This is a genomic window from Lentzea alba, from assembly GCF_011067745.1.
In the GTDB taxonomy this organism is placed as follows: Bacteria; Actinomycetota; Actinomycetes; order Mycobacteriales; family Pseudonocardiaceae; genus Lentzea; species Lentzea alba.
The window spans coordinates 185,479-201,407 of record NZ_JAAMPJ010000008.1; the positions used below are offsets into that span (position 1 = coordinate 185,479).

Annotated in this window: 16 protein-coding genes; 9 read left to right on the forward strand and 7 right to left on the reverse strand. The window is 69.1% G+C overall.

Translation table 11 applies throughout. The features are described 5' to 3' along the window. Positions 1-32 precede the first annotated feature (32 nt). Genes G7043_RS28150 through G7043_RS28160 form a run of 3 tightly spaced genes read left to right on the forward strand, consistent with a single transcriptional unit; the run spans position 33 to position 2,321 of the window. Entirely contained in the window at positions 33-356 is a 324-nt protein-coding gene (locus G7043_RS28150) for a 2Fe-2S iron-sulfur cluster-binding protein (RefSeq protein ID WP_166050579.1), read from the forward strand. Between the two features lie 13 nt (positions 357-369). Continuing rightward, positions 370-1,146 carry an SDR family NAD(P)-dependent oxidoreductase gene (locus G7043_RS28155; protein WP_166050581.1) on the forward strand — a complete coding sequence of 259 codons (777 nt, stop codon included), beginning with the start codon at positions 370-372 and terminating at the stop codon, positions 1,144-1,146. Further along, positions 1,146-2,321, forward strand: a complete 1,176-nt coding sequence (locus tag G7043_RS28160; RefSeq protein ID WP_166050584.1) for an NAD(P)/FAD-dependent oxidoreductase — start codon at positions 1,146-1,148, stop codon at positions 2,319-2,321. Before G7043_RS28155 ends, G7043_RS28160 begins: the two co-directional genes overlap by 1 nt. Positions 2,322-2,333: 12 nt before the next feature. Here G7043_RS28160 and G7043_RS28165 read toward each other — a convergent pair whose 3' ends face one another. From G7043_RS28165 to G7043_RS28190, 6 genes are all read right to left on the reverse strand, one after another. Continuing rightward, positions 2,334-2,897 (reverse strand): hypothetical protein, encoded by a 564-nt coding sequence (locus tag G7043_RS28165; protein ID WP_166050586.1) that lies wholly within the window; start codon positions 2,895-2,897, stop codon positions 2,334-2,336. Then, positions 2,894-4,240 carry a hypothetical protein gene (locus tag G7043_RS28170; protein ID WP_166050588.1) on the reverse strand — a complete coding sequence of 449 codons (1,347 nt, stop codon included), beginning with the start codon at positions 4,238-4,240 and terminating at the stop codon, positions 2,894-2,896. The genes G7043_RS28165 and G7043_RS28170 overlap by 4 nt, the downstream gene beginning before the upstream one ends. Next, on the reverse strand, positions 4,240-5,049 hold the full coding sequence (locus G7043_RS28175) for an ABC transporter ATP-binding protein (RefSeq protein ID WP_166050590.1): 810 nt from the start codon (positions 5,047-5,049) through the stop codon (positions 4,240-4,242). The genes G7043_RS28170 and G7043_RS28175 overlap by 1 nt, the downstream gene beginning before the upstream one ends. After that, positions 5,049-5,831: a zf-HC2 domain-containing protein gene (locus G7043_RS28180; protein WP_166050592.1), complete on the reverse strand. Its 783-nt coding sequence runs from the start codon at positions 5,829-5,831 to the stop codon at positions 5,049-5,051. Before G7043_RS28180 ends, G7043_RS28175 begins: the two co-directional genes overlap by 1 nt. Next, positions 5,828-6,379 carry an RNA polymerase sigma factor gene (locus tag G7043_RS28185; RefSeq protein WP_166051065.1) on the reverse strand — a complete coding sequence of 184 codons (552 nt, stop codon included), beginning with the start codon at positions 6,377-6,379 and terminating at the stop codon, positions 5,828-5,830. Before G7043_RS28185 ends, G7043_RS28180 begins: the two co-directional genes overlap by 4 nt. 74 nt (positions 6,380-6,453) lie before the next feature. After that, positions 6,454-7,569, reverse strand: a complete 1,116-nt coding sequence (locus G7043_RS28190; RefSeq protein ID WP_166050594.1) for an epoxide hydrolase family protein — start codon at positions 7,567-7,569, stop codon at positions 6,454-6,456. A gap of 118 nt (positions 7,570-7,687) precedes the next feature. Here G7043_RS28190 and G7043_RS28195 point away from each other — a divergent pair, with 118 nt between their 5' ends. Then, a complete protein-coding gene (locus tag G7043_RS28195; protein ID WP_166050596.1) occupies positions 7,688-8,899 on the forward strand; it encodes a cytochrome P450 in 1,212 nt (403 codons plus the stop codon). 52 nt (positions 8,900-8,951) lie between these two features. Here G7043_RS28195 and G7043_RS28200 read toward each other — a convergent pair whose 3' ends face one another. After that, positions 8,952-10,127, reverse strand: coding sequence for an acyltransferase family protein (locus tag G7043_RS28200; RefSeq protein ID WP_207311812.1), 1,176 nt, complete (start codon positions 10,125-10,127; stop codon positions 8,952-8,954). Positions 10,128-10,295: 168 nt separating this feature from the next. On the opposite strand from G7043_RS28200, the gene G7043_RS28205 reads away from it, so the two are divergent. From G7043_RS28205 to G7043_RS28225, 5 genes are all read left to right on the forward strand, one after another. Beyond that, positions 10,296-11,705, forward strand: coding sequence for an NDP-hexose 2,3-dehydratase family protein (locus tag G7043_RS28205; RefSeq protein WP_313888108.1), 1,410 nt, complete (start codon positions 10,296-10,298; stop codon positions 11,703-11,705). A 110-nt stretch (positions 11,706-11,815) separates the two neighbouring features. Next, on the forward strand, positions 11,816-12,991 hold the full coding sequence (locus tag G7043_RS28210; protein ID WP_166050600.1) for a nucleotide disphospho-sugar-binding domain-containing protein: 1,176 nt from the start codon (positions 11,816-11,818) through the stop codon (positions 12,989-12,991). Positions 12,992-12,997: 6 nt separating this feature from the next. Next, a complete protein-coding gene (locus G7043_RS28215) occupies positions 12,998-14,590 on the forward strand; it encodes an MFS transporter (RefSeq protein WP_166050602.1) in 1,593 nt (530 codons plus the stop codon). A 99-nt stretch (positions 14,591-14,689) separates the two neighbouring features. Then, entirely contained in the window at positions 14,690-15,139 is a 450-nt protein-coding gene (locus G7043_RS28220) for an ester cyclase (protein ID WP_166050604.1), read from the forward strand. Positions 15,140-15,148: 9 nt separating this feature from the next. Further along, positions 15,149-15,922: an NAD-dependent epimerase/dehydratase family protein gene (locus G7043_RS28225; RefSeq protein WP_166050606.1), complete on the forward strand. Its 774-nt coding sequence runs from the start codon at positions 15,149-15,151 to the stop codon at positions 15,920-15,922. Positions 15,923-15,929 lie beyond the last annotated feature (7 nt).

Genomic DNA, 15,929 nt, shown 5'->3' on the forward strand with positions numbered 1-15,929 from the left:
CGGCGAGCCGATTTCCGTGGGGAGACACCGCGATGGCCAAGATCACCTATGTCCACCCGGACGGGACGTCGTCGGTCGTCGACGTCGAGCCGGGCAACTCGATCATGCGGGGGGCCAAGCTCGCCGGCGTCGAGGGCATCCTCGCCCAGTGCGGCGGTGGCGCGACGTGCGGGACCTGCCACATCTACGTGGACAAGGACAACACCAGGCCGTTGCCCGCCATGCACGACCTGGAGGACGGGCTGTTGTGTGTGACCGCGAGCCCCCGTCAGGACAACAGCCGGCTGAGCTGCCAGATCCCGGTCACCGAGGAGCTGGACGGGCTCGTCGTGCACCTTCCCGAGAAGCAACTCTGAGGAGCGTTGAACCATGACTCGACGGGTCGCCTTCGTCACGGGCGCAACCAGCGGAATCGGCCTCTCCGTCGCGGAGTCGCTCGGCGCGGCGGGCCACGCGGTGTTCGTGGTCGCGCGCGACGCGGAGAACGTCGCCTCGACGGTCAAACAGCTCCGCGAGGAGGGGTACGAGGCCGACGGCACGACCTGTGACGTCAAGTCCACAGAGGACATCCGCAAGGCCGTCACGAAGGCCGTGGAGACGTTCGGCCGCATCGAGATCCTCGTGAACAACGCCGGTCGCGGCGGCGGTGGCGAGATCGCGACGCTCGACGAGGACATCTGGACCGACGTCATCGACACCAACCTGCACAGCGTCTTCCGCGTCACCAAGGAAGTCCTGTCCACCGGCAGGATGAACCAGGGCGACTGGGGCCGGGTCATCAACATCGCGTCCACCGGTGGCAAGCAGGGCGTCATCTACGCCTCCCCGTACAGCGCGTCGAAGCACGGTGTCGTCGGCTTCACCAAGGCCGTCGGGCTGGAGCTCGCGAAGACCGGCATCACGGTCAACGCCGTCTGCCCCGGCTACGTCGAGACGCCGATGGCCGGCAAGGTGCGCCAGGGCTACGCCAACCACTGGGGCATCACCGAGGACGACGTCCTGGAGAGGTTCAACGCCAAGATCCCGCTCGGCCGCTACTCCACCCCCGAGGAGGTCGCCGGCCTGGTCACGTACCTGACCACGGAGACCGCGAACTCCATCACCGCGCAGGCGCTCAACGTCTGCGGTGGCCTGGGGAACTACTGATGACCGACGGTCCTGACTCGGCTGTTGTCATCGTGGGAGCCGGGCAGGCGGGGTGCCAGGCCGCGGTGTCCCTGCGAGAACGGGGACACCGCGGCACCATCACGCTGATCGGCGACGAGGGTGTGCTGCCCTACCAACGTCCGCCGCTCACGAAGGCCTACCTGCAAGGGGACATCGGGTTCGGCGACCTGGTGTTCCGCCCGGAGACCTACTACGCCGAGCACGACATCACCCTCGTGCTCGACGACGCCGCGGTCTCCGTCGACCGCGCGGCCCGGTGCGTGGTGCTGCGCTCCGGCCGTGCCGTCGGGTACGAGAACCTCGTGCTGGCCACGGGATCACGGCCGCGGCCGATTCCCGGTGCGCACACGATCCGCACCATCGCCGACGCCGACTCCGCGCGTCCTGAGGGTCGGGTGGTCGCGATCGGCGCCGGGTTCATCGGGCTCGAATACGCCGCTGTGGCAAGCGAAGCCGGGTGTGACGTCACGGTGATCGAGGCACAACCTCGTGCGCTGTCAAGGGTGTTGTCCTCGGAGACCGCCGAACACGTCGTGCAGGTGCATCGGCGGCGCGGGGTGAAGTTCCTCTTCAACGCCACCGTGTCCGAGGTGCGGCCCGGCGAGGTCGTGCTCGCGGACGGCACGGTGCTGCCCGCCGATCTCGTCGTGGCCGGCATCGGCGTGGTGCCGAACGCCGAACTGGCCGCCGAGGCCGGGCTGACCGTCGACGACGGGATCGTGGTCGACCCGTGGCTGCGCACGTCCGACCCGGCGATCTTCGCGGTGGGCGACTGCGCGCGGTTCCACCACGGGGCGCGGCAGATCCGGCTGGAGTGCGTGCAGAACGCCGTCGACCAGGCCAGTGCGGTCGCCGCGGTCATCACCGGATCGGCCGAGCCGTACGCGCAGGTGCCGTGGTTCTGGAGCGACCAGTACGCGATGAAGGTGCAGATCGCGGGAGTCACCGACGGCCACGACAACGTTGTGGTGACCGGAGATCCGACGACGGGCGCGTTCTCGGTGTTCTGCTTCGCCGGCGACAAGCTGCTCGGGGTGGAGTCCGTCAACAAGCCGGTCGACCACGTCCTCGCCCGGCGGCTGATCGCGGCGAACTGCCCGATCCGGCCCGAGATGGTCGCCGTCCCCGGCTTCGACCTGCGCACCGCGGCGTGAGCCCTCAGCAGCTCAGCGCCGACCGCCGCGCACCACGTAAGCGGTGACACCGCTCAGGAACAGCACACCCGCCGTCCACATCGCCACCGCGTCGTCAGGAGGACACTGCGGCCACGTGAGAACCCGGCCGGACACCGACCGGGTGGGCGGCATGATCGCGCTCACGGCCCACCACAACACCGGTGCCGCGGCGGCGAACCTCGCCCCGATCACCGTCGCGGCCAGCCCCGCCAGACCGACCATGCCCGCCGTGTCGCGCACGACGAACTCGAAGCCGAACGTCTCGGGCCCGAGTTCCTGCACCAGCAGCACCGGGATCGCCGCCAGCACGCCCGCGAGCACCAGGTGCCAGAACCGCCACGCCGGCCACGGCACCGCGGTGGACCGGTCCAGCTCGGGGTCCTGACCGGCGAGACCGGCCGTGATCACCAGCACCGCCGCCAGCGATGTCAGCGACGCGCTCAACGGCGTCCACGGCGAGTGCATCGCAGACCACGCGAGGAACACCACCACCGGCAGTGCCGCAAGGGCAGCGGGCACACTGCGAGAGCGCGCGTACAAAGCAACCGGCCTCATCGCGCCACCAGCACGTCGTGGATCCGCGCGGGATCCTGGCACGTCAGCAACATCTCCCGCACCTTCGCCACCCGGCCCAGCTGCTCAGACGGCGACTGGCTCCGGAACGCCCGCCAGTCCTCCTCGACGGCGGAGCGCATGGACGAGCTGCCCCAGACGTACGGGTCCGACGGCAGCGCGGTCAGTTCCCCGGTGAAGTAGGCGGCGGTCAGGTAGCGCACCGCGGACTCCCGGCTGTCGGAGGAGTTCGGTTCGGCGCAAGGAGGAACTCCCGCTCCGGCGAACATCTCGAGCCGCATCTGCTCCGGCGACATCGTCAGCACGGAGGGATGGAGCTGTGAGTTCAGGTAGACGACATCGCCGCTGCGGCGCGGCACCTCGAAGTGAGCCATCGCCGACGTGTCCTCCCGGACCGCGGTGGGCGGATGGGGCAGCACCGACAGCTTCTTCAGCACGTCGCGGCCCACCGCGGCGGCTGCGGGAAGCCCGGCCTCGTGCACCCGGCTCACGCACACCTCACCGTCGCAGACCAGCTGTCCGGCGATCGAGTCGGTCACCAGCACGTCGGACAACCTGGCCGGCAGGATCGAGACCGCGAGCGCCAGCGCGAGCCCGGCGGGAACCAGCGCCACCAGACGTCCGCGCCACGACCGCGACACCAGCAACAGCAACGCCGTGACCCCGAGTCCGGTGAACCACACGATCTGACCGAGGTCCACCGACGTGGAGGTGGTCACCAGGTCCGAACTCGGCGGGTTGAGAACGGGCACCAGCAGCGCCAAGCGGGGTATCACGCCGTCGGAGGACCGCACGTCCTGCGCCTGGGCGGCCGTCATGGCCAGCGTGAACGTCGCCACCAACGCCACCGGCACGGCCAGCGGGTGCGGCAGCAGCCGTCCCACCGCGAGGCCGAGGACGACGCTGCCCGCCAAGGCGAGCACCACGGTCAGCATCAGCGGGACGAACCCGGCCGAGACGAACCCGCCGCCGGCCGCGACGCGAACGATCACGCCGACGCACAGCAGCAACGTGGCCGCAGCGACCACACCCGCCACCGCGGAGGCGAGCGTGCCGAGCCGGACCCAGCCGGGACGGGAGGTGGTGGCGAACAGTTCGTTCACCCGTGCCCGGCCGTCCCGCATGCCCTGCAGAACGGCCAGACCGACCACGAGCGCCCACACGTACGCCAGCGGCTTGCGCAGCTCCAGCACCGCCGAAGTCGAGTTGTCCTGCCACTTCGCGGCCGTCGTCGTGAGCAGCAGCAGCATCGCCGTGCCGGACACGACCACGAGCAGCCCGGCCCAGAGCGCGGACGACCGCCGCAGCTCGATTCGCAGCCCCATCACCAGCCACTCCTTCCCGGCCCCGCGCTGAGCAACGCCGTGTAGCCGCGCTCGATCGGGCTGTCGCCCACGTGGTCCGTCGTCCCCGCGGCGGCGAGCTCGGCGGGAGTTCCCTGGAACACCAGCGATCCCTCCGACACGAGCACCACGTCCGTGCACGCCGCCGCGACGTCCTCGACCAGGTGCGTCGAGATCAGCACGCACGCCTGCTGCCCCAGTTCGGCCACGAGCTCGCGGAAACTCAGCCGCTGCGCCGGATCCAGGCCCACGGTCGGTTCGTCCAGCAGCAGGACCTCGGGGTCGTTGACGATCGCCTGCGCGATGCCCGCGCGGCGGACCATGCCACCGGACAACGTCTTGAGCCGGTCGTCGGCGCGGTCGGCCAGCCCGACCTTCTCCAGCGCGCGCTGCACCGCGCCCGGGATCGCCTCCGGCGGCATCTCCTTCAACCACGCCAGATACTCGACGAACTCCCGCACCGTGAACCGCTTGTAGTAGCCGAAGTGCTGCGGCAGGTAACCCAGCCGCCGGCGCAGCGGCCGCAGTCCGGTGGCACGGCCGAGCGGGGTGCCGAGCAGCGACAACGAGCCCGCGCTCGGCTTCTGCACCGTCGCCAGCGTCCTGATCAGCGTCGTCTTCCCCGCGCCGTTCGGGCCGAGCAGTCCGTGCACGCCCCTGCCCAGTCGCAGGGTCAGCTCGTTCACCGCGTTGCGGCCACGCCTGCCACCCACCCGTACCACCAGGCCGTCGGCCTGGATCTCCCAGGGATGGGAGGTCGGTGCGACCTCCTCGGCTCCCACTGCACGCATCACGAACTCCTCGACTGTGTACGGAAACGGACGGCGATCACGATCAGCCCTGCCGCGAGGACGGCCGCCCACACCGGTGTGGCGGCGACGTCGAGCGCGACGGACGTGCGGCTGAGCGCGATCGTCGGCAGGACGATCCCGGCGGCCCACCCCGCGATGAGCGTGATGGCGGCACGGGTGATGCCGATCAGGCCACCGAGCGCGAGCGTGCACGTGGTGAACGCGAGGCACGGCAGCATCCACTGGGTGAGCGAGGCTCCGGTCAGCTGACTCGCCACCAGCAGACCCGGCACGACCACGGCGAGCACCGCCACGGTTCGGCGGAACACCAACGGCAGACCGGCCCGCGGCGTGGCGGCGGTGAGTTCGTGGGCGGGGTCCATGGCACGGCCCCAGGACGCGGCGACACCGAGCACCGGCAGCACCGGCGCCACCAGCAGCACCAGTGAGATCTGCCCGCGTGCCACCGATCCCGCTTGGTCCAGAGCCACGGCGACGGCGGTGACGAGGAGGATCATCGCGAGCCACGGCCCGGCCACGGGGGACACCCAGTGGCTGACGTGCCGCAACCAAGATCGTGCCGGCGGCATCTGCGGGGTTCGGTCCAGCACAGGTGCGAGATCGGCCCACACCTGCTCGGCGATCGGGTCGGGAGCGAGGCGGCCGCGGCACGGAGCACAGCTCTCGAGGTGCGCCTCGACCGCCCACAGTTGGTCGGCGGGGACGTCGTCACCTCGCACGTATTGGCGCAACAGCTGCTCGCCGGGGTGGTGCGCGGTCATGACAGGGCCTCCCGCAACGCGATTCGCGCCCGCCTCGCACGGGTCTTGACGGTGCCCTCCGGCACTCCGAGCAGGGCCGAGGTCTCCCGCACCGACAACCCGTCGAGCACCATTGCCCGCAGGACCTGTCGCAGCTCCGGGGCGAGCGTCCGCAACGCGTCGCCGATCTCGTCCCCGAGCACGGCGTCGAGCGCCTCGTCCTCGGCGGCGCGCACGCTGTGCTCGGGGGCCGCGGTGGCGGGCGGCTGGGCGTGGTGCGCACGCCGGCGAAACGCGTCGACCAGCCTGCGGGCGGCGATGGACCACAGCCAGCCGACCGCGCTGCCGCCCGCGGCGGTGCCGGCGAACGCGCCGGCGGCCCGCCACACCGCGAGGTAGGTCTCCTGGAGCACCTCGGCGACGATCTGCTCGTCCGAACACCGCCTGCGCAACCGCACCGTCAGCCACGGCGAGGTGCGGCGGTAGAGCTCTTCGAACGCCCTGCGGTCACCTCGTGCGACACGGCGCACGAGCTGCTCCTCGTCCAGGCCGACCGGCTCACCCCGGATTGCTCTCACACCCCGCAAGACGCGGAGATCCGCAATCAGGTTCTCATTCTGCTGTGGTGTGCGTCACAGTCTGTTCAGCGGACGTGGCGGAAGAAGGTGCGGAGCTCGGAGACGAGGACGTCCGGGCGTTCGATGCCGGGGAAGTGGCCGCCCGCCTCGGCGTCGTTCCAGTAGCGCAGGTCGGCGAACCTGGCCTCGATCCACGCCTTGGGCATGCGGGCGTCCTTCGGGAAGATCGTCACGCCGGTCGGCACGGACACCTGGTGCATCGGCACGCGGTTGTGCGACTCCCAGTACAGGCGGGCGGCAGAGGTGGCCGTGCCGGTGAACCAGTAGATCGAGACCGCGTCGAGCAGCTTGTCGACCGGGACCAACTCCTCGAAGGGGCGGTCGTGGTCGGTCCAGGAGTAGTACTTCTCGGCGATCCACGCCAGCAGCGCGACGGGGGAGTCGTGGAGGCCGTAGCCGATGGTCTGCGGCTTGGTCATCTGGATCGCGGAGTAACCGGCTTCGCGAGCCTGGAACTCCTTGAGAGCGGCCAATCCGGCGTAGTCGCGCTGGGTCAGCTCGACCTGCTCCTCAGGTGGTCCGGCGAACACCATCGTCAGGTGGATGCCGATGAGCCTGGAAGCGTCGACGTGGCCCAGTTCCGCGGTGACGAACGAACCCCAGTCGCCGCCGTGCGCGGCATAGCGCTCGTAGCCCAGCCCGGTCATCAACGACGACCAGGCGCGCGCGATCCTCTCGACGCCCCAACCGGTCTCGGTGGGCTTGTCGGAGAACCCGTAACCCGGCAGGGAGGGCACGACGACGTGGAACGCGTCGGCGGGGTCAGCGGGGTTCGTCAGGGGTTCCAGCACCTCCAGGAACTCCAGCACCGAACCCGGCCAGCCGTGCGTGAGCAGCAACGGCGTGGCGCCGGCGTGCGGGGAGCGGACGTGGAGGAAGTGGATGCCCAGCCCGTCGATCTCCGCGCGGAACTGGGGCAGCGCGTTCAGCCGTGACTCGACCGAACGCCAGTCGTACTTGTGCTCCCAGTGCTCCGCGAGGGACCGGACGAAGGACAGCGGCGCGCCCTGCGACCAGTCGGACACCGTCTCCGCGTCGGGCCAGCGGGTCAGCGACAGACGGCTGCGCAGATCGTCCACAGAGGACTCAGGGACGGCGACCTCGAACTCGGTGACGTTCATGCGTGGGCACGTTACGGACGTGGCCTCGAAGGGCCCTCGAAAGCGGTTGAGCGGACATCCAGGGCATCTCCACGCGGGGCTGGCACGGTCAAGCGCGGCTGACGAGAAGGGAACCGCCATGACCAACGCCGAGACAGAGCTGACGCCTTTCCCCTGGCACCGCAAGTGCCCGTACCAGCCCCCGGAGGAATACGCGCAGCTCCGGCCGGAAACACCCATCGCGAAGGTCGGGCTCCGCACCGGTCGCGAGGCGTACGTGGTCACGAGCTACGAGCACGTGCGCAAGCTCCTCACCGAGCCGAACGCGAGCTCCGACCGCGGCCACGAGGGTTTCCCGTACTACATCGACATCCCGCCGCAGTTCCGCACCGAGGGCTCGTTCATCGGCTGGGACCCGCCCAAGCACACGGCCTACCGCCGGATGGCCGCCGTGTCGGGTGAGTTCACCAAGCAGCGCGTCCGCGCGATGCTGCCCCGCATCGAGCAGATCGTCGACGAGCGGATCGACGCGATGCTGGAGCAGGGGCCGGTGGTCGACCTCGTCACGGCGCTCGCGCTGCCGGTGCCGCTGACGATCGTCTGCGAGATCCTCGGCATCCCGCACCAGGACCACGACTACCTGCACGACCGCACCGACAAGCTGTTCGGCGGCAAGTCCTCCGCCGAGGTCCGGATGGCCGCGATCACCGAGCTCAACGGCTACCTGGCTGACCTGCTCGAGAAGAAGCTCAAGGAGCCGGGCGAGGACCTGATCAGCCGCATCGTCGTCCGCTTCCACGAGGCCGGTCTCTACGACAGCCGCGAGCTCGTCAACCTGGTCCGCCTGCTGCTCAACGGCGGCCACGAGACCAGCGCCGCGATGATCGCGATCGGCGCCATGACCCTGCTGGAGCACCCCGACCAGCTGGAGAAGCTGAAGAACGACTGGAGCCTCGCGCCCAACGCCGTCGAGGAGCTGCTGCGCTACCTCACGCCGGGCGACCTCGCGTCCTCCCGTGTTGCCCTGGCCGACATCGACGCCGGCCCGGTCACCATCAAGGAGGGCGAGGGCATGATCATCTGCGGGGGCGCGGCCAACCGCGACCCCGAGGCCTTCCCCGAGCCCGACAAGTTCGACATCACCCGCCCGAACGCGCGCAACCACGTCGCGTTCGGCTACGGCGTGCACCACTGCATCGGCGCTGAGATCGCCCGCGTCGAGCTCACCGTGGTGCTCACCAAGCTGTTCCAGCGCATCCCGAACCTCAAGCTCGCCAAGCCGTGGAACGAGCTGCAGTACAAGGACGGCGCGGTCATGTACGGCGTCTACGAGATGCCCGTCACCTGGTGACGGAACGAGAAAGGCCCGCCGGTCCGACCGGCGGGCCTTTCTCGTGTCCTGCTCAGCGAACCGCGCCAACGACGTCCTCCTGCGGCGAGGTCTGCAGGGGCAACACCTGCGTACGGCCGAACCGGCGCATGAACGGCGTCTCCACCCAGGAGAACAACGCCCAGGAGAGCAGCAGGGACACCGCGAAGGCCGCCACCAGGAACGCCAGCGCGACCGGTGCCGACCAGGCCTTGCCGCCCAGCGCGCCGAACGCGTTGATCTCCGTGCCGAACGCCCAGTGCCCGTACGTCAGCACCAGCCGGTGCACCAGGTAGAACGCGAACGACACCTCACCCAGCCACACCATGCTCGGCCGCGCGAAGAACGTCCTGCGCCCCTTGACGTCCGCGACCGCGGCGGCCGGGATCAGCAGGGCCAGCGGGATGATCGTCGCGCCGACGAACGCGTACAGGAACGGCACGAACAGCGAGGCGACGTAGCCGGCGAACGCGAGCGCGATGCCCCACTTGACGCCCAGGCCGATCCACCGCCCGGTCATGACGATCCGCGCCAGGATGATGCCGAGCGCGAACTCGAACAGGCGCGTGACCGGGAAGTTGTAGACGAACCAGATCTGGGCGTAGGAGGCGGGACCCCACGGCCACACCGGCGTGGACGGCAGCAGAGCCTTGGCCAGCAACGGCACCAGCAGCACCGCGAGGACCGTGAGGCCGGCGTAGAACCACAGCCGCGACGGGCGGATCTTGTTGATCAGCACCAGCAGGAACGGGAACGACAGGTAGAAGATCGCCTCGACGGACAGCGACCACGCGACACCGTTGCCGGACAGCAGCACGTCGTAGTCCGGGATCCACGACTGCACCAGGAACAGGTTCGCGACCGCGGAGGCCGGGTCGACCGCCTGGCGGAACACCAGCAGCAGGACGATCGCCGCGACGAAGGTGACGACGTGGTTGGGCAGGATCTTCGCGAACCGCCGCCGGAAGAAGTTCCCCTTCGTGTCGCCGGGCCGCGCCGAGTAGGTCAGCACGAACCCGCTGAGGATGAAGAAGAACGACACGCCGACGAACCCGGCGGTGCTCGTCGCGATCATGTACAGGAAGCCCACTTCAGGAGTCCTGAAGAGGAACTCCAGGCTGCCGTGGAAGACGAAGACCATTGCCGCGGCGACGAACCGCATGCCCGTCAGCGACGGGAGTCTCGACGAACTCGCTACTTGGCTCGACACGGTGGGGACCTTTCGGAAACGACGATGTTGGGTCGCCCGATGGTGAGAACCCGCCAACGCGAATGGCTCGCGACCTGCTCGAAACCCTTTTCCTCAGCCACTTCCCGATTCACGCTCGAGCGCGCGCGGACACCGTTTCGGAGTCGAGGGAGTCCCCAGGAGGTTGCCGTGACACCGTCCACCACGGAGCTGCGCAGGCGGGAGGACACCGACCTCCCGACGAGGCTCGCGAAGTCCGCCGCCACCGAGCAGGGCGCGTTCCTGCAGACCGAGCACTTCGACCTCTGGCTCACCGAACGCTGGCTCGCCAACGCGTTCCGCGTCGAGCGCATCCCGTTCGCCGACCTGGACCTCTGGTACACGGAGCAGGAGACCGGCAACATCCGGCACCAGAGCGGCAAGTTCTTCACCGTCGAGGGCCTGAAGGTCGACACGCCGACGCGGTCGTGGAGCCAGCCGATCATCCGGCAGCCCGAGGTCGGGATGCTCGGCATCCTCGTCAAGGAGTTCAACGGCGTCCTGCACTGCCTGATGCAGGCGAAGATGGAGCCCGGCAACCCGAACCTGCTGCAGCTCTCCCCGACCGTGCAGGCCACCAAGTCGAACTACACCCGCGTGCACAAGGGCGCCAAGGTGAAGTACCTGGAGTACTTCGCCGAGGGTGCCCAGCGCGGCAAGGTGATCGTCGACGTGCTGCAGTCCGAGCACGGGTCCTGGTTCTACCGCAAGAGCAACCGCAACATCGTCGTCGAGGTGACCGAGGACGTCCCGCTCGACGACGACTTCTGCTGGCTCACCCTCGGCCAGGTGAACACGTTGCTGCACCGGGACAACCTCGTCAACATGGACTCGCGCACGGTGCTCTCCTGCCTGCCGGCACCGGGTTACGCGGAGCCCGCGAACGACTTCCAGGCCGCGCTGCTGGCCTCCCGCGACCCGCACGCCGGCGCGCTGTCGGCGACACCGGACGTGCTGAGCTGGTTCACCGGGCAGCGCGCCGACCACGACATCGACGTCTCGCGCGTGCCGCTGGGCGAGGTGCCCGGCTGGATCCGCACCGAGGACGAGATCAGCCGTGAGGACGGGAAGTTCTTCCGGTGCGTGGCGGTGCGGGCGATCGCCGGCAACCGCGAGGTGACCAGCTGGACGCAGCCGCTGTTCGAGCAGCACGGCAGGGGCGTCGCGGCGTTCATCGTGAAGCAGTTCGCCGGCGTGCTGCACGTGCTGGTGCACGCGCGGCTGGAGGGTGGGTTCCTCGACACGGTGGAGCTGGGGCCGACCGTGCAGTGCGTGCCAGGCAACTACCACGACGCCGAACGGCCGCCGTTCCTCGACCACGTGCTGGCCGCGGAGAAGTCGAGAATCCACTACTCGACGGTGCATTCCGAGGAAGGTGGGCGATTCCTCGACACCGAGAGCGACTATCTCGTCGTCGAGGCGGACGAGGATTTCCCCGCCGATGTCCCGCCGCAGTACACGTGGGTCACCGTCGGGCAGTTGACGGATCTGTTGCGGCACGGCCGTTACGTGAACGTGCAGGCCAGGACGCTGGTGGCGGCGCTCAACGCGCTGGGCTAGTCGAAGCGACCGGAAATGGTACCGCTCCCAGGTCCGAAAGACACGATCGGGTTATCCGGCTCCAGTGCGGTTCGAGTGCCACCCGATCCGGCTTGAATAGCGTGGTCAGCATGAAGATCCTAGTGAGTAGCGGTCCGTCGTTCGGCCTCTACTTCCCGGTCGTCCCGCTGGCGTGGGCCTTGCGGGCGGCGGGTCACGAGGTGCTCGTCGCGAGCCCGGAGAGCATGGCCGCCACGGTCAACGGCTCCGGGCTCCCGCACGTGGCCACCTACGGGCCCATGCACATGCGCGAGGTCATGCTGCACGACCGAGCGGGCAACCAGCTCGCGCAGGCCGGCACCGAGGAAGGCCTGCTGGAGCAGGTCGGCCGCGGGTTCGGCCGGCTCGCCGCCCGCACGATCGACGGCATGCTCGCCATCACCGAGGCCTGGCAACCGGACGCGATCATCGGCGAGGCGCACGCGTTCTCCGCCGGTGTGGCCGCGAAGCTCCACGGGATTCCGTGGTTCGAGAACGGCATCGGCATCGGTTACCGCTCCGACATCGACGGCTGGACGGCCGTGGAGTTCGCCCCCGAGCTGGAGAGGCTCGGGTTCGACTCCCTGCCGGAGCCGGACATGGTGCTCGACACGTGTCCCGCGCTCATCCGTCCGGAAGATGTCGTTGCGGGACAACCGATGCGGTGTGTCCAGTACGACACGCCGGCCCCGGTCCCCTCGTGGGTCTTCGAAAAACGCGACCGCCCGCGCATCATGATCACGCTCGGCACCATCCTGCCGAACTCCCCCGCGGGCCCGGCCATCTTCGACGAGCTGGTCCGCACCCTGCCCTCGCTGGGTGTGGAGCTCGTGCTCGCGATGCCGGACGAGGCGGTCGCCAAGCTCGCTCCGCTGCCCGACGCCGTCGTCGCCGCCGGGTGGATGCCGCTCACCTCCGTGCTGCCCGCCTGTGATCTCACGGTGCACCACGCGGGTGGGGGATCGACCATGTCCTCCCTGATCGCCGGACTTCCGCAGCTGCTCGCTCCGGGAGTCATGGCGGAGCAACGGGATTCCGCACGACGTCTCTGCGACTTCGGTGCTGCCAGGCAGCTCCAGTCACAGGAGGTGGAACCGGCCGAGGTGCTCGAGGCCTGCCGGGCGTTGCTGGAGGACGCGTCCTACCGGGATCGGGCGAGCCGGTTGAAGCAAGCGATAGAGGAAATGCCCTCGCCCGGCGCGGTCGTGCCGGTGATCGAGGACTTCGTCCGTCACCGCGCCGTTGGCGCAGCGGAAGAAACTGAGTGAGGAGCTATGACCCAGAACATCGACGCGGCGCCGGATTCGGGTGCGCAGGGTTGGCCGGGAGCCAACGCGAGCCAGGGTGAGCCGTTCAAATGGCGCTGGCTGGCACTCGGCGTCATCCTGCTGGCCACCGCGATGGACATTCTCGACTCGCTGATCACGGTCATCGCCGCTCCGTCCATCGTGGCGGACATCGGCGGTGGCGCGACCTTCATCCAGTGGCTGGGCGCCGGTTACACGCTCGCCATGGCGTGTGGTCTGATCATCGGTGGACGGCTGGGCGACATCTTCGGCAAGAAGCAGATGTTCGTCGTCGGTGCCATCGGCTTCACCGCCGCTTCGGCGCTGTGCAGCGTCGCGACGACACCGGCCGTCCTGGTGACCGCCCGCGTGTTCCAGGGCCTGTTCGGCGCGATGATGCTGCCGCAGGGGCTCGGCGTCATCACCGAGGTGTTCCCGCCCAAGGAGATGGCCAAGGCGTTCGGCGCCTACGGCCCGATCCTCGGTCTCGCGACCATCGGCGGCCCGATCCTCGGCGGCTGGCTGATCAACCTCGACCTGTTCGGCACCGGCTGGCGGATGATCTTCCTGATCAACCTGCCGCTCGGCCTGCTGGCGATCTTCGGTGCCATCAAGTGCTTCCCGAAGGCCACCAAGACGGCCAAGAAGCTGGACCTCGTCGGCGCGTTGCTCGCCTCCGGCGGTGCCGCGCTGCTGGTCTTCCCGGTCGTGCAGGGACGTGAAGAGGGCTGGCCGGCGTGGACCTTCGTGTCCATCGTGGCCGGTGTGCTCACGTTCTTCGTGTTCGGCTGGTACGAGGGGCGCCGCGACAAGTTGGGCGGCGAGCCGCTCGTCGTGCCGTCGCTGTTCAAGAAGAAGGCGTTCAACGGCGGTCTGGTCGCCGGTCTCGCGCTGTTCTCCGCGCTCACCGGTTTCTCGCTGGTGCTGAGCATCTACCTGCAGCTGGGCCTCGGGTTCACCGCGCTCGGCGCGTCGCTCGCGGTGCTGCCGCAGGCGATCGGTTCCACGTTCGGCTTCGCCGCGTCCGGCGCCGGGCTGGCCGCGAAGCTCGGCCGTCGCCTGATCCACATCGGACTCGCGGGCATGATCGTCGGCCTGGTCGCGTTCTACCTCACGATCAAGCTGGGCGGTCCGGACGTCGGTGGCTGGGCGATGTCCCCGTCGCTGTTCTTCGCGGGCATCGGCATGGGTCTCGCGATGGCGCCGTTCTTCGAGCTGATCCTCGCGGGTGTCGACCCGCAGGAGACGGGTTCGGCGTCCGGCACGCTGACCTCGGTGCAGCAGTTCGGTGGCGCCTTGGGTGTCGCGGTCCTCGGCACCGTGTTCTTCGCGGTGGTCGGCGGTTCTGGTTACCTGCCGGCGATCGAGACCAGCATCTGGGTGGTCGTGGCCCTGGAGGCCGCGGCGGCCGGGCTGATCTTCTTCCTGCCGAAGATGCCGAAGCCCGCGTGGGACCCGTCCCAGTGGGAAGGCGGCGACGGTGGCGGTGAGTGGAGTGCCGAGGCCGCCGCGCAATGGGGCGGTGGAGACAGCAACGACACTGCTGCCGCCGCCGAGTGGAGCGCGGACGCCAAGAAGTAACTGACACACCGGATTTCCGGAAGGCTCGCCGATCATCGCGATCGGCGGGCCTTCCGCCCGTGATGGGCTCTTTTCCAGGAATCTTCGAGGGAGACTCAAATGACGGCCGTCACAGAACCTTCTGTGGACGTCGCGCTCGCCGCGACGTACCGGAAGTCGATCAGCGAGCACTACAAGGACCTCGCGCTCAAGCTCCAGGTCGCGTTGAACACCCAGGACCTCAGCCTGGTCGACGGGCTCATCCACGACGACTTCTTCGACGTCACCGGCCCGCCCGGAATGTTCCCCGACGGCCCGGAAGGCGTGCGGCAGCACATCCTGTGGCTGAACCGCCGCTTCAAGGACGCGAAGTGGGAGGTGCAGCAGGCCGTCGCCGAGGGCACCACGGTCGTGCTGCGCGTGCGCTTCACCGGCACCGAGACCGAGGAGGGCCAGCCGGCTCCCGTCGGCACGCGCTTCACCTACGCGCAGGCGCACTTCTTCGAGGGCCGCGACGGTCTGCTCGTGCAACACATCGGTGTCCGCAGCGAGCAGGACATCTCCCAGTAAGGGACTTCCATGGACGTCATCGGGCGTGGCTTCCTGGCCATGAACCTCGCACGCATCGCGGGAAAGCATCATGACGTCGTCGCGTTCGCGGCCGGATCCTCCTCGACCGTCGCCACGTCGTCGGACGAGTTCGGCCGCGAAACCGGCATGCTGCACCAAGAGATCCGCAGATGCCGGGCCGAAGGCAAGCTGTTCGTCTACTTCTCCACCGCGTCCGCCGCCATGTACGGCTCACCGGACTCGCCGGGCACGGAGGACGGGCCGGTGTTCCCCGGCAACGCCTACGGCCGCCACAAGCTCGCGATGGAGGCGCTGATCCGCGCCTCCGGGGTGGCGTACCTGGTGGTGCGCCTGGGACATCTCGTCGGTCCCGACCAGCGTCCACATCAGATGATGCCGACTCTGGTGGCACAGGTGCGTTCCGGCGAGATCGAGGTCTGGCGGGGAGCGCACCGCGATCTGATCGACGTGCTCGACGTGGTGCGGCTGCTCGACGCGTTGCTGACCATCCGGATGTCGGACGAGGTCGTCAACGTCGCCAGCGGCGTGCCCGTCCCCGTCGAGGACGTGGTGGAACACCTGGAAAACCGGCTGCGCGTGCCGTTGCGGAAGACCTACCGCGAGGCGTACGCGCGGCACGACATCTCCCTGGCCAAGCTCACCCGCCTCGCACCAGTCGTGCGCGAGCTGGGCTTCGGCCCCGACTACTACCGGCGCGTCGTCGACCGCTATCTCAGCGCCACGACCGGCGTGCCGCTCGAAGACCTACCGTCAGCCGGATGAAGGAGCA